The sequence below is a fragment of the Nonomuraea sp. NPDC003201 genome, from assembly GCF_053590415.1.
The window spans coordinates 32,309-45,932 of sequence record NZ_JBSFTC010000063.1; the positions used below are offsets into that span (position 1 = coordinate 32,309).

Sequence of the window (13,624 nt, forward strand, 5' to 3'; positions counted from 1 at the left end):
GAGGACGAACGAGCGGTCGGCAAAGTTCCTCACTGTCGCACGTTACCTGTCCGCGAGCGCGCGAGCGCACACCGTGGCGAAGATGCCGGAACTCCGTCAGGTGTCCTTGATCTCACAGATCGCGGCGCCCGACGTGACCGTCTGCCCGACCGCGGCCGTGAGCCCCGTGATCGTGCCCGACTTGTGGGCGGCCAGCGGCTGCTCCATCTTCATGGCCTCCAGCACCACGACCGTGTCGCCCTCGTTCACCACGTCCCCGTCCGTGGCCACGACCTTGACGATCGTCCCCTGCATGGGGCTGACCAGCGCGTCGCCGCCCGCCGCCGACGCCTTCCCGGCGCGGGCGGCACCGCGTCGCGGCGCCTTCGCGGGCGCCGGCGCGGACGCGCCGAACCCGGCGGGCAGCACCACTTCGAGGCGTTTGCCCCCGACCTCGACCGTCACCGTCTCGCGCGCGGCGGCGGTGGCGTCCGGGCCCGAGGCGATCTCGTCCTCGTACGGCGCGACCGTGTTCTCCCATTCCGTCTCGATCCACCGCGTGTGCACAGAGAACGGTGAGGAGACGAACGCCTGATCGGACACGACGGCCCGGTGGAAGGGCAGCACGGTGGGCATCCCCGAGATCTCGAACTCGGCCAGCGCCCGCCGCGACCGCTCCAGCGCCTCCTGCCGCGTCCGGCCCGTGACGATCAGCTTGGCCACCAGCGAGTCGAACGTCTGCGGCACCGTCATCCCCGCCTCGTAGCCGGCGTCGAGGCGTACCCCGGGCCCGGCGGGCGGGCGCATGACGGTCAGCGTGCCGGGAGCGGGCAGGAAGTTGCGCCCGGCGTCCTCCGCGTTGATCCGGAACTCGATCGAGTGCCCGCGCAGCTCCGGGTCGCCGTACTCCAGCGCCTCCCCGTCGGCGATCCTGAACATCTCCCGCACCAGGTCGATCCCCGACACCTCCTCGGTGACCGGGTGCTCGACCTGCAGCCGGGTGTTCACCTCGAGGAACGAGATCGTCCCGTCCTGCCCCACGAGGAACTCGCACGTGCCGGCCCCGACGTAGCCCGCCTCCTTAAGGATGGCCTTGGAGCCGGAGTAGAGGATCTCGAGCTGCTCCCGCGACAGGAACGGCGCCGGCGCCTCCTCCACCAGCTTCTGGTGGCGGCGCTGGAGCGAGCAGTCGCGCGTGCTGACCACGACCACGTTGCCGTGCGCGTCGGCCAGGCACTGCGTCTCGACGTGGCGCGGCCGGTCGAGGTAGCGCTCCACGAAGCACTCGCCCCGTCCGAACGCCGCGACGGCCTCGCGCACGGCCGACTCGTACAGCTCGGCGACCTCCTCCAGGTTGCGCGCCACCTTGATGCCGCGCCCGCCGCCGCCGTACGCCGCCTTGATCGCGATCGGCAGCCCGTGCTCCTCCGCGAACGCCACGACCTCGGCCGCCCCGGAGACGGGGTCCTTGGTGCCCGCGACCAGCGGCGCGCCGACCTTCTGCGCGATGTGCCTGGCCCGCACCTTGTCGCCGAGCGCGGCGATGGCCTCCGGCGGCGGGCCGATCCAGATCAGGCCCGCGTCGATGACGGCCTGCGCGAAGGCCGCGTTCTCGGCCAGGAAGCCGTATCCGGGATGTACGGCGTCGGCGCCGGAGCGCCGCGCGACGTCGAGCAGCTTGGCGATGTCGAGGTAGGTCTCCGCGGGGGATTGACCGCCCAGCGCGTACGCCTCGTCGGCGACCTTGGCGTGCAGGGCGTCGAGGTCCTGGTCGGCGTAGACGGCCACACTTCCGATCCCGGCGTCCTGGCACGCGCGGGCCACCCGTACCGCGATCTCGCCGCGATTGGCGATCAGAACCTTCCGCACCGACCTAAGTCCTTCCTGAGAGGTTCAGCGGCCCAGGTACGCGCCGCCGTTCACATGGAGCACCTGCCCGGTCACATGCCTGGCTCCCGCGGAGGCCAGGAACAGAACGGTATCGGCGACGTCAGAGGGGGTGCCGGGACGCCCGTTCCGCGTGTTCTCCACGCGTGCCCTGATGCCGTCCTCGGTCAGCCTGCCGCGGAAGAACTCGGTGTCCAGGACGAGGCCGGGGGCGACCACGTTCGCGGTGACGCGCCGGGGGCCGAGCTCGGCGGCCAGGTCGGCGGTCCAGGACTCCAGGGCGGCCTTGGCGGCGCCGTACGAGCCGGAACCCGTGCCGCGCGCGGCGATGGAGCCGATCGAGACGATCCGGCCGCCCTCCCTCAGGCGCGGCGTCAGCGCGGTCGTGACGAGGACGGCGGACATGAGGTTGGCGTTGAGGTTGGCCCACCAGGCCTCGGCCACGTCCGTCAGCTCGCCGGGCTGCCTGCGGTCGAGGTTGGTGTTGCCGCCGGCGTTGTTGACCAGCACGTCCACGTGCGGCGGCAGGCTGTCGAGCGCCTCTTTCACGGCGACGGGGCTGGAGGCGTCGAACGCCACGTGCGCCGCCCCGAGCCGCGCCGCGGCCTCCTTCAGCACGTGCTCGCGGCGGCCGGTGATGGTCACGCGGTCGCCGAGCGAGACGAACGCGGCCGCGACGGCGTATCCGATGCCGGTGCCTCCGCCGGTCACCACAACCTCGCGCATGACCCGAGCGCTCCCCGAGACGAATCCGAACAGTCCTCGGGTAGACCATAGCCGCTCGGTATAACTCAGGCGACGGTAGGTGGTCACCCCTTAAGTTGAGGGCGCTTTCCCCATGTTCCAGGAGGTATGCATGAGCCAGAGCATGCTCGGCGGCGACCCCGCGGAAATGCAGCAGATGGCCAGTCAGTTCACGCAGCAGTCGGAGGCGGTCCGCACCACCATGACCGCGCTCGACCGCGAGGCCGCCAAGGTCGGCACGGCGTGGACGGGGCCGGGCGCCCAGCGTTTCCAACAGGCGTGGCAGAACTACCGCACGGCCTTCCAGCGCATGACCGAGGAGTTGCAGGAGGCTTCGCGCGTCATCGGCACCTACCGCCAGAACATCGAGTCCGCAACGAAATGAGCAACGGATCGAGGCCCTGGCCAGGAAGCCGGGGCTTCCTTCCATCAAAGCCGGACCGAAGCTGATTCCGGGCTGATTCGGGCAGGCCCCGCCGCCGCCCGAATCCGGCAAGCTACGCTTTTTCCCCATGATTGGTCGCGCCTTGGTGGCGAGCGTGCTCGCCCTGCAGGTCCCGCTGGCGCCCGCGGTCCTGAGGGACGAGTGCCGGCCGCCCAGGGGCACCATGCAAGTGGGCGAATCCTGGGCGCAGAAACGGCTCGACCCCAAACGCGTCTGGTCGCTGTCCACCGGCGCGGGCGTGAAAGTGGCCATCGTCGACAGCGGTGTCGACCTGCAGCATCCGCAGATCCGCCTGGCGGGCCGGGCCGACCTCACCGGCACCGGCTACCGCGACTGCGTGGGCCACGGGACCGCGGTGGCGGGCATCATCGGCGCCCAGTACATGCAGGGCGTGCTCTTCTACGGCATGGCGCCGGGCGCGCGGCTGCTGTCGTACAAGCAGACCGCCTCCGAGCGGAACGGCGACCCCGAACTGCTGGTCAAGGCCATCAAGGCGGCGGCTGACGAGGGCGCCAAGGTCATCAACGTGTCGGTCTCGACGAGCGACCTGCCCTCGCTGCGCGAGGTGGTGCAGTACGCGCTCGCCAAGGACGCGGTGATCGTGGCCGCGGCCGGCAACGTCACGAAGGAGGACGGCACCCCCGTACCGGCCTATCCGGCCGCCTACGAGGGGGTGCTCGCGGTCGGCGCGGCGGGCCCGAACGGCATCCTGTCCAACTTCTCCAACGTCAAGACCCCCGTCGCCGTGCTCGGCCCCGGCCAGGGCATCACGTCCACCTGGCCCGGCCGCTCCTACTTCAAGGACCTCAACGGCACCAGCTACGCCGCCCCCTACGTCGCCGGGGTGGCCGCGCTCGTCCGGGCCCGCTTCCCGAAGCTGGACCAGGCCCAGGTACGCCAGCGCATCATCGCCACCGCCGACGGCGCCACGGGCGGCGGCAAGGGCGCGGGCATGGTCAACCCGATGCTCGCGCTCAGCGCGATCCTCCCGTACGAGCCCGCCGGCGCCCCCGTGGTAGCGCCCCCTCCGCCCAGCCCGCTCGCCGCGGAGGCCGTGGCCAAGGTCCCGCCCGTGGACCACGACGCGATCGACCTGGCCCTGATCGTCGCCGGGTCCGCGCTCGGGCTGGCGCTGCTGGTGGCGATCGCCTGCGTCGTGATCCCGATGGGCCGGCGCAGGGGCTGGCGGCCCGGCCGCCCGGAGTGACTCGGGCTGCAAGGAAACAAAACGGTGAATTGTCGGGTACGGCCCGAAACTTCTGATGCTGAAGTGAAAGATCTGGTTCAATGTGTCCAGATCATGCTTTGCCGTGAAAGGTTTAGTCATGCACGCTTTGCGCCCTAGTGATCCAGAGCGGATCGGCGATCTCAGCATTGTTGGCCGGCTGGGAGAGGGGCCGCGGGGCGAGGTGTTCCTTGGCCGCGAGTCCGAGGACGCCCCCATCGTCGCGGTGAAGCTGCTCCCGGCGGAGCCGGACGCCGACGCCGACGCGCCGGTCAAGCACCTGGCAGCCAAACAGGTCTCCAGCTCGTACGTGGCCAGGGTCCTGGACGCCGGAATGCACGAGGACCGCCCGTACGTCGTCAGAGAGCACGTCGAAGGCAAGAGCCTTGCCCAGGCGGTGGCCGACGACGGGCCACTGACCGGGGACGCGCTCGAGCGGGTCGCGGTCGGGGTGCTGACCGCCCTGTCGGCCATCCACCTCGCCGGCCGTTCGCACAAGTCGCTCACACCCCACAACGTGATCCTCGGCCCCGAGGGCCCGCGGGTCACCGACGCCGGGATCGGCGAGCCGGTGGGCGAGATCGCCTACCAGGCCCCAGAACAGCTGCTCGGCCTGCAGTACGGCCCCTACGCGGACGTGTTCGCCTGGGCGGCGACCATCGCGTTCGCGGCCACGGGCAAGGCGCCGTTCGCCGACCGGGACGCGGTGCTGACGGGCGAGCCCGAGGTGGACATCGAGGCCGAGCCGGTGCGCAGGGTGGTGCTGGCGGCGCTGTCCAAGGAGGTCGGCAAGCGGCCGACCACGTACAGCGCGCTCATGCAGCTGCTCGGCGGCAACGCCAAGCCGCCCGCGGCCCAGCAGACCGCCATCGAGGGCGTGCCGATCCAGGGCATCCCGATCCCCGGCGTGCCCGGCCAGGGCGGCCCCGTGCCGCCGCAGGACACGCTGGTCGCCGGCCCGCCGATGCTGCAGGACGGCCCGCCGCCCGTCCAGGGTCCGCCGTTCGTGCCGGGCCCGCCCATGCAGGGTCCCCCGATGCAGGGTCCGCCCATGCAGGGCCTGCCGGTGCCGCATCAGCACCAGTCCGAGACGCCGATGTGGGGCCCGCCGGAGCCGGACCAGCAGCCGCAGCACATCAGGCTCGAGGCCGTGCCCTCCGGTGCCGCCGCCCGGCCGCGCCGGGGCTTCCCGCTGGGGCTGGTCGCCGGGGTCGCCGTGGTCGCGCTCATCTCGGCCCTGGGCCTGTGGGGCGCGAACAGGTACGTGAAGCTGCAGCAGGTCAACCCGGCCTCCATGGCGCAGGCCAACGCGGACGAGATCCCGGTGCCCGCCAGCGCCCCGGCGACCACCGGCCCGCAGGGCACGGACCCCCTCGGCGGCGGCGCCGATCCGCAGCAGACGCAGCCCGAGGCCACCGTGCCGTGGGGTGCCACGGCCGCCCCGGACGACTCGGGCGTCGGGCCGCTGACGCTGCCCACCGAGTGGTCCTCGACCTCGACCGCGCCCCAGGTGCCCGAGCTGACCACCGTGCCCACGACCCCGACCGCGATCCCGACCCAGCCGGTCCCGACGCAGCCGGTTCCCACCGCCACGCAGCCGGCCGTGAACAACACGGCCGAGTCGACGCCGACGGCCGGCAAGACGCGGCACGCGAAGCCGACGGCGACCGTCACGAAGACGGTGGACAGGACGCCCACGCCGACGCCCACGCCGACCGAGGAGCCCACGAAGGAGCCGGAGCCCACCCCGACTCCGACCAAGGAGCCGACGAGGGAGCCGGAGCCCACCCCGACCCCGACGAAGACGACGGCCAAGCCCACGCCGACCAAGACCACGGCCAAGCCGACGCCGACGCCCACCAAGACGACGGCCAAGCCCACGCCCACCCCCACGAAGACGACGGCCAAGCCGACGCCGACCCCGACCAAGACCACGAACCCGTACTCGCCCACCCAGGTGTGCGGCTCCGGCTTCTCGGTCCAGCGGTCCAGCCCGTTCGGCGGCGGGGTGACGTACCAGCTCTGGAACAACAGCACCGGCCAGAACTGCGTGGTCACCATCAAGACCACTGACATCGGAAAGAAGACGCCGGTCAGCGCGACCCTGGAGGTCCAGGGTGGCGGCAGCCAGACGGACTCCGGCAGCTTCGAGTACTACGCCGGCCCGGTCAAGCTGCCCGCCAGGGGCAAGTGCGTGCGCTTCTCCGGCAGCGCCGGCGGCACGAGCACCAGCGCGGCCTGGGGCAGCTGCGGAGCCTGAGCGCCCGTTCTGAAGACAGATGGGCCCGGATCGCTGGGATCCGGGCCCATCTGTCGTTCAGTAGCCGACGTAGTCCAGGCCGCGCTTGGAGTTGACCACGCCGGGCACGTTCGACACCGAGCCGTAGCGCGAGATCGCGTACCGCACGCCCGCGATGATGTTGTCGACCGGGTCGTAGATGTTCTTGTGCCCGGCCAGCGAGTACGAGCTGAACGTCGGGTCGATGGTCTGCATGAGGCCCTTGGACGGCGTGCCCTTGGCCGCGTTGGAGTCCCAGTTGTTGATCGCGTTGGGATTCCCGCCGGACTCGTGCTGGATGATCATCCAGATGTCGCTGGCGTTCATCTTCGAGGCCGGCACGCCGTTCTTCTCCAGGATCGCGATGGCCTGCTCGATCCACTCCTTGACCTTGCCCGTCGGCGCGGGACCGCCACCGGCGGGCGGGGGGCCGCTGGGGCCGTAGCCCCCGAAACCGGACGGGCCGCCGCCGCCGGGCCCGTTCCCGCCGGCCCCTTGCAGGGTGGTGCGCGGCTGGTACTCGGGATCCGGCTCCCATTCGATCTTCCGCCCGGGCGCCGGTGTGAACTCCTGCGTGGAGACATCCGGGATCGCGTGGAAAGTGAGCGAGCGATCGTCCAGGAACCCGTTGATGTCCTTCTTGGCCTTGCTGACCGCCTTGTTCGCCGAGTCCACCCACGGCTGGGCCTCGGTCTTGGCCTGCTCGACCAGCTTCCTCAACCCGGGCTCCACGTCCGCCTCCTTGGCGTCGGGGTGCTCGCGGTAGTAGGTGGTCTTGTAGGTGGCGGCGCTGGTGGTCAGGTCCCGGCAGATGGAGCTGATCTCGGTGTGCGAGGTACGCAGCGCCGAGGCGGCGGCCTCGAGCGAGGACGCGGAGTTGGACAGCGCCAGCTTCAGGTCCTCGGCCGCGGTGCCGTACTTGCGCATATAAGTGGCGAACTGGTCGGAGGAGCGGCCCTTCCAGGCGTCGTCCACCGCCTGGACCGCGGCCCCCAGCGCGCCGTCGAACTCGTTGACGTCGCCCGACACGCTGCGCCAGGCGGTGGCGATCTTGTCGATGGCGCCGGGGTCGCCGGTCACCTTGTTCAGCATGGTGTCGAGCGCGTCGCCTCCGGGCAGGTGGGCGACGCTCATGAGGTCGCCCTGTGCGCCTTGCGGATGTTCTCCTCCACGTTGCTCAGACCCCGCTCGACCCCGCCGAGCTTCCTGCGGGCCTGGTCCATCTCGCCGATCACGGCGGCCCAGACGCCGTTCGCGGCCGTGGCCAGCGTGCCGGAGTCGTCCAGATGGCCGAAGGCGGTGGCGGCGACGGCGGTGCGGTTGTTGTGCGGCTCACCGCGGTCGTCGTAGGTGAGTTTGCCGGGGTTGCGTTCGTTCAGCGTCTCCTCGTACTGGCCGGCGGCCTTGTGGATGGCTGTGCGGCACTTGTCCAGCGCCGAGAGGTAGATCTCCAGATCGGCCATCATTCTCCCCGTGTCTTGTCCGCGTCCAGGTATGCCGTCTGCGTCAGGCGCGCGCCGTACCGCCGGTCGACCAGGAAGCCGCGGCCCGGCGGCAGTGTCTGAGGCCGTACGTTGCCGAACAGGTAGCCCTCGTCCTTGTTGCCGGACATGAGCAGCGCCGGTGTGGCCATGTCCTTCATGCGCTGGATGACCGGGTCGAACATGGCACGGCCAGCGCCGCCCATCTGGCGGGCCAGCACGACGTGCAGGCCGATGTCGCGGGCCTGCGGCAGCAGGTCCACCAGCGGGTGCAGCGGGTTGGACGAGGTCGCGACCAGGTCGTAGTCGTCGACGACGATGTACAGGTCGGAGCCCTGCCACCAGCTGCGGTCGCGCAGCTGCTCGGGCGTCAGGTTGGCCGGGGGCAGGCGGCTCAGCAGGGCGCTCTTGGCGTCGTTGATCAGGTCGGCGGCGGCCGCGCTGGAGGCGGCGTAGCCGATGCGGTGCGGGGTCACCGCCGAGTCGAGCAGCGCCCTGCGGTAGTCGATCACGATCATCATGGCTTCGCTCGGCTGCTTGCGTGCCACCAGCCCCTCGGAGATGAGCCGCAGCAGGTTCGACTTGCCGCTCTCGTTCTCGCCGAAGATCACGAAGTGCGGGTCGGCGTCGAAGTCGAGGGAGACGGGCGCCAGCGCCGCCTCGTCGATGCCGATCGGGATCCGCTCCCGGTCGTCCGGCAGCGCGGAGACGGGCAGGACGGCGGGCAGCAGCCTGACCCGCGGCGCGGGCGTGCCCTGCCAGGAGTCCCGTACGGCCTGCACCAGCGAGCGGGCCCCGGCCGCCAGGTCCGTGGAGTTCTGCACCCCGTCGATCCTGGGCAGCGCGGTCAGGAAGTGGAACCCGTCCTTGGTCAACCCCCGGCCCGGCGCCGCCTCCGGCACGGCCAGCGCCTTCTTCCTGCTGACCTCCGACTCGTAGGCGTCGCCGAGCTTGAGCTCGATCTTGGTGCCGAGCAGGTCACGGATGCTCGGCCGGAACTCCGACCACTTGTTGGTCGCGGCGACGAGGTGGATGCCGTAGCCGAGCCCGCGCGCCGCGATGTCGGTGATGGTCGGCTCCAGCGAGTCGAACTCCTGCCTGAGCGTCAGCCAGCCGTCCACGACCAGGAACACGTCGCCCCAGCCGTCGCTCTCGATCGCGCCCTCCGCGCACAGCTGCCGGTAGGAGGCCATCGACTCGATGCCGTGCTCGCCGAAGTCGCGCTCGCGCTGCTCCAGGATGGCGCCGATCTCGGCCACCGTACGGCGTACCCGGTCGCCGTCGAGGCGGGTGGCCACGCCGCCGACGTGCGGGAGCCCTTCGAGCGAGGCGAGCGCGCCACCGCCGAAGTCGAGGCAGTAGAACTGGACCTCGCGCGGCGTGTGCATGAGCGCCATGCTGGCCACGAGCGTACGCACGACGGTGCTCTTGCCGCTCTGGGTGCCGCCCGCCACCCCGACATGTCCGGCGGCGCCGGAGACGTCCAGCCAGAACGGGTCACGGCGCTGCTCGAACGGCTTGTCGATGATGCCGATGACGGCGTGCAGCTGTCCCCGGCCCTGCCAGCCCGCGGTCGTCAGGCCGAACTCGGGGGTGACGGAGAGCGGGGGCAGCAGGTGCGCCAGGGTAGGCGGCTCGGCCAGCGGCGGCAGCCAGATGCGGTGCGCGCCGGGGCCGTGCCCGGCCAGCCGGCCGACCACGACGTCGAGCAGGCTGCGCTGGTTGCCGCCCGCGGGCTCTTCCTGCTCCGGCTGCGTCGCCACCTGGACGGGCCTGGTGATCTCGGGCAGCGGCATGTAGGTGGGGCCGTACTCGACGACCTCGCGGATCGCCGCCGTGCCGTCGGGGGCGACCGCCTGCGCCGGGTCGTCGTGGTGGGCGCCGGAGACGTAGGCGGCCTTGAACCTGGTCATACCGGTCGTGTCGAACTTCAGGTAGCCGTTGCCCGGCGCCGACGGCAGCTCGTACGCGTCCGCCACGCCCAGCACGACCCGGCTCTCCATGGCGGAGAACGTCCGCAGGCCGATCCGGTAGGACAGGTGGGTGTCCAGACCGCGCAGCCGCCCCTCCTCCAGCCGCTGGGAGGCCAGCAGCAGGTGCACGCCGAGCGAGCGGCCCAGCCGGCCGATCATCACGAACAGGTCGATGAACTCGGGCTTGGCCGACAGCAGCTCGCTGAACTCGTCCAGCACGATGAACAGCGTCGGCATCGGCCGCAGGTCGGCGCCCTGCTCGCGGGCCCGCTCGTAGTCGCGCAGCGAGGCGTAGTTGCCCGCCGCGCGCAGCAGCTCCTGCCGGCGCACCATCTCGCCGTGCAGCGCGTCGTGCATGCGGTCGACCAGGGGGAGCTCGTCCTCCAGGTTGGTGATGACGGCGGAGACGTGCGAGAGCCCCTCCAGGCCGAGGAACGTCGCGCCACCCTTGAAGTCGACCAGGACGAAGTTGAGGATCTCGGAGGAGTGGGTGATCGCCAGGCCCAGTACGAGCGTGCGCAGCAGCTCCGACTTGCCGGAGCCGGTCGCGCCGATGACCAGGCCGTGCGGGCCCATCCCGCCCTGCGCGGACTCCTTGATGTCCAGCTCGACCACCCGGCCGTCGCCGCCCATGCCGATGGGCACGCGCAGCCGGTTGCGGCCCGCCCTGGGCTGCCAGGTGACCGCGGGCGAGAGCCGGCCCGGGTCGCCCACGCCGAGCAGCTCGGTCAGCGTGGTGTTGGTGCCGAGCAGGTCCTGCGACTCGCCGCCGGAGCCCGCCGAGGCCCGCAGCGGCGCGAGCTGCCTGGCCAGGCCCTCCGCGCGCGCGTAGTCCAGCTTGTCGGGGTCGCCCAGCCGGGTCGTGGACCGCTTGCCCGCGTGGTCGATCTTCACCATGTGGAACCCGTCGGGCTGGATCTCCAGCCGCAACATGCTGGCCTCCTCGACCGGCCCCGTCACCTCCGACAGGTCGATCACCGTGACGCCCTGGATGGCGTCGCTGCCGAGCTGGGAGTCGTGCGGCACGTGCCCGCCGTCCACGATCACCACGTGGTACGGCAGCGCGTCCGACGCCGTGCCCGGACGGAACCTGGCCCGCTCCTTCAGCTCGTCGCCCACGAGCTGGTCGAGCTGGGACATGTTCTCACCCATCAGCCGCACCTGACCGGCCGCGTCCATCTCCTCGGGGTGCAGCGCGTGCGGGAGCCACTTGACCCAGTCCCAGTGGGGCATCGACTCCTTGCCGGCGCACACCAGGACCCGCATGTCGTCGGGGGAGTGGAAGGTGACGAGCTGGGCGATGATCGCCCGTACGAGGCCGCGTACGGCCCGCGGATCCCCGCTGAGGTGGATCCGGGCGAAAGAGTTGAGCGCCACCGCCACGGGCAGCTCGGACACCGTGGAGTGGGCCCGTACGAACCTGCGCAGCGCGCCTGCCGTCAGCGCGTCGAGGTCCTCGACCGGCTTGGAGTCGGGCGGGATGAGCTGCACGGCCAGCTTCTGCACGCCGGTGCCGAGGCGTACCGTGCCGAAGTCGTCGTCGCGGGGCCTGCGCTCCCACAGGCGCGGCCCCATGGCCACCCACCAGAGCGCTTCGGGGGCTGGGCCGCTCCACTCCAGTGCCTCGCGCTGCTGGACGGCGGCCTTGCGGACCCTCTTGCGGATCTGGGAGAGGTAGCGGAAGTAGTCGCGGCGCAGGCCGTTGAGGCGGTTCTTGCGCTCGCCCGCGTTGCGGCCGAACTGGCCGACCGTCATGCCCAGCATCGAGACCGCGAACAGGCCGCTGGCCACGTACATGATGGGGTTGGCGTTGCCGCCCGCGGTGAACATCAGCCCCATGGCCGCCCCGCCTGCCAGCATGGGGACGTACATGAGGACGCCGGTCATACCGGCGGGCTGCACCTCGGGGATCTCCGGCGGGGACTCCAGCAGGATCTCCCCACGCGGTGGCTGGGGGCTGGGACGGCGTTCGGGACGCCGAACAACAACAATGCTCACTGACGGGACAACCCTCCTGTCACATGGAACACTTTCTTACCAGACGTGCCATCCCTATATGTTCGGCATGTCGGATTTCGTCAGCCAGACCTGGAGTGGCCGTGACCTCGCTCGCCCACCAGCCGATGCAGCCCATGCGGCCGATGCCGCCCGGGCCGCCCGGGCTGCCGCCGACGCACCCAGGCGCTCAGCCGCAGATGCGCGCGCCGGTGGCGCCGTTGTGCCACGTCACGATCGTGGCCCCGCGCCGCCGCGTCGATCTGGCGCTGCCTGCCGACATCCCGCTCCCGCACGTGCTGCCCGGCCTGCTGCGCGCGGTCGGCGAGGTCGGCGGCGACGCGGCCGGGCCGCCCGGCTGGGTGCTCCAGCGGCTCGGAGGCGCGCCGTTCGACCTCGGGCAGACGCTCGCGTCCCTGGGCGTGCTGGACGGCGAACTGCTCTACCTGCGGCCGCGCGAGCTCACGCTGCCGCCCGCGCTCTTCGACGACGTGGCCGACGTGGTCGCCACGGGCGTCAAGGACAGCTCGGGCAAGTGGGAGGCCCGCCACACCCGGGCCATGGGCGCGGGCGCCGCCGCCATCATGCTCGCGCTCGGCGCTCCCGCGCTGATGCTGTCCGGGAGCGCGCCGCTGGGCGTGACGGTGGTCGCGGGCATGCTCGCGCTGCTGCTGATCGGCGTCAGCGCGGCCCTGTCCAGGGCCGTCGGCGACTCCTCCGCGGGCGCTCTGATCGGCTACGCGGCGCTGCCGTACGCGTTCCTGGCCGGCCTGTACGGCCTGGTCAGCGGCTCCACCCTGGCCGGGCTCGGCGCCCCGCACCTGCTGGCCGCGCTGACCTGCACCGCACTGGTGGCCACCGTCGGCGGCACCGTGGTGGCCGACGGAGTCGCGGGTTTCCTCGGTACGGCCATCGCGACCGTGGCAGGGGCACTGGCGGCCGCCACGGTCATGGTGTTCGCCCTGCCCGCGGCCGGCGTGGCGGCGATGACGGTGACGATCCTGATCGCGTTCAGCCCGCTGATCCCCACGCTGTCGTTCAGGATCGCCAGGGTGCCGCTGCCGGCCCTGCCCACCAACGCCGAGGAGCTGCGGGCCGACAACCAGCGGCTGGACAGCGAGGGTGTCCTGGCCCGCACCGCGCAGGCCCGCCGGTACGCGACCGGCATGGTCGTCGGCATCGTGCTCACCGCCATCGGCGCGATCGCCTTCCTGGTCACCACGCCGACCTGGATGGCGGTCTCGATGACCGTCGTGCTCTCGCTGGTGCTGCTGCTGCGCGCGCGCGTCTTCCACGGCCTCGGCCAGCGGCTCTGGCTGCTGGGCACCGGCCTGGCCGGGCTGATCGCGGTGGGGATCGAGCTGAGCGCGGGCGCGGGCACGGTGGCCGCCGCGGCCGTCGTGATGGGCGTGCTCTGGCTGGCGATGCTGGTCGTCGGGCTCGGCCTGTGGCTGCCGTCCGGGCGGCTCTCGCCGTTCTGGGGGCGCGCGGGCGAGATCGTGGACGTCATCCTGCTGATCGCGCTCTTCCCGCTGGCGCTCGGCGTCCTCGACGTCTACACGTGGATCCGCGGCCTGGCGGGCTGACCGCCGCGGGCCGCCGCGGGCCGCCGCGGGC

At 71.7% G+C, this 13,624-nt stretch carries 9 protein-coding genes; 4 read left to right on the forward strand and 5 right to left on the reverse strand.

Translation table 11 applies throughout. The annotated features are described in order from the left end of the window. Window positions 1-96: 96 nt before the first annotated feature. Window positions 97-1,848, reverse strand: coding sequence for an acetyl/propionyl/methylcrotonyl-CoA carboxylase subunit alpha (locus tag ACWDX9_RS23130; RefSeq protein ID WP_449957186.1), 1,752 nt, complete (start codon window positions 1,846-1,848; stop codon window positions 97-99). A 24-nt stretch (window positions 1,849-1,872) separates the two neighbouring features. Continuing rightward, a complete protein-coding gene (locus ACWDX9_RS23135) occupies window positions 1,873-2,592 on the reverse strand; it encodes an SDR family NAD(P)-dependent oxidoreductase (RefSeq protein WP_449957188.1) in 720 nt (239 codons plus the stop codon). Between the two features lie 130 nt (window positions 2,593-2,722). Here ACWDX9_RS23135 and ACWDX9_RS23140 point away from each other — a divergent pair, with 130 nt between their 5' ends. The 3 genes from ACWDX9_RS23140 (at window position 2,723) to ACWDX9_RS23150 (ending at window position 6,540) form a co-directional block, all read left to right on the forward strand. Next, window positions 2,723-2,995: a WXG100 family type VII secretion target gene (locus tag ACWDX9_RS23140; RefSeq protein WP_026214895.1), complete on the forward strand. Its 273-nt coding sequence runs from the start codon at window positions 2,723-2,725 to the stop codon at window positions 2,993-2,995. A 127-nt stretch (window positions 2,996-3,122) separates the two neighbouring features. After that, window positions 3,123-4,262 carry a S8 family serine peptidase gene (locus ACWDX9_RS23145; RefSeq protein WP_449957190.1) on the forward strand — a complete coding sequence of 380 codons (1,140 nt, stop codon included), beginning with the start codon at window positions 3,123-3,125 and terminating at the stop codon, window positions 4,260-4,262. A 118-nt stretch (window positions 4,263-4,380) separates the two neighbouring features. Beyond that, window positions 4,381-6,540, forward strand: coding sequence for a protein kinase domain-containing protein (locus ACWDX9_RS23150; RefSeq protein ID WP_449957192.1), 2,160 nt, complete (start codon window positions 4,381-4,383; stop codon window positions 6,538-6,540). A gap of 57 nt (window positions 6,541-6,597) precedes the next feature. On the opposite strand, the gene ACWDX9_RS23155 is transcribed toward ACWDX9_RS23150, so the two are convergent. The 3 genes from ACWDX9_RS23155 to eccCa are packed head-to-tail and all read right to left on the reverse strand — an operon-like array spanning window position 6,598 to window position 12,010. Continuing rightward, window positions 6,598-7,692 (reverse strand): transglycosylase SLT domain-containing protein, encoded by a 1,095-nt coding sequence (locus ACWDX9_RS23155; protein ID WP_449957194.1) that lies wholly within the window; start codon window positions 7,690-7,692, stop codon window positions 6,598-6,600. Continuing rightward, window positions 7,689-8,024 (reverse strand): hypothetical protein, encoded by a 336-nt coding sequence (locus ACWDX9_RS23160; protein WP_449957196.1) that lies wholly within the window; start codon window positions 8,022-8,024, stop codon window positions 7,689-7,691. The genes ACWDX9_RS23155 and ACWDX9_RS23160 overlap by 4 nt, the downstream gene beginning before the upstream one ends. Continuing rightward, window positions 8,021-12,010 (reverse strand): type VII secretion protein EccCa, encoded by a 3,990-nt coding sequence (gene eccCa / locus ACWDX9_RS23165; RefSeq protein ID WP_449957198.1) that lies wholly within the window; start codon window positions 12,008-12,010, stop codon window positions 8,021-8,023. Before eccCa ends, ACWDX9_RS23160 begins: the two co-directional genes overlap by 4 nt. A gap of 101 nt (window positions 12,011-12,111) precedes the next feature. On the opposite strand from eccCa, the gene eccD reads away from it, so the two are divergent. Next, entirely contained in the window at window positions 12,112-13,593 is a 1,482-nt protein-coding gene (eccD, locus tag ACWDX9_RS23170) for a type VII secretion integral membrane protein EccD (RefSeq protein ID WP_449957200.1), read from the forward strand. Window positions 13,594-13,624 lie beyond the last annotated feature (31 nt).

Excerpts from the sequence above, each read along its gene's own strand:
- ACWDX9_RS23135 (WP_449957188.1), bottom strand. The coding sequence starts at position 2,592 with ATGCGCGAGGTTGTGGTGACCGGCGGAGGCACCGGCATCGGATACGCC.
- ACWDX9_RS23145 (WP_449957190.1), top strand. The coding sequence starts at position 3,123 with ATGATTGGTCGCGCCTTGGTGGCGAGCGTGCTCGCCCTGCAGGTCCCG.
- ACWDX9_RS23150 (WP_449957192.1), top strand. The coding sequence starts at position 4,381 with ATGCACGCTTTGCGCCCTAGTGATCCAGAGCGGATCGGCGATCTCAGC.
- ACWDX9_RS23155 (WP_449957194.1), bottom strand. The coding sequence starts at position 7,692 with ATGAGCGTCGCCCACCTGCCCGGAGGCGACGCGCTCGACACCATGCTG.
- ACWDX9_RS23140 (WP_026214895.1), top strand. The coding sequence starts at position 2,723 with ATGAGCCAGAGCATGCTCGGCGGCGACCCCGCGGAAATGCAGCAGATG.
- ACWDX9_RS23160 (WP_449957196.1), bottom strand. The coding sequence starts at position 8,024 with ATGATGGCCGATCTGGAGATCTACCTCTCGGCGCTGGACAAGTGCCGC.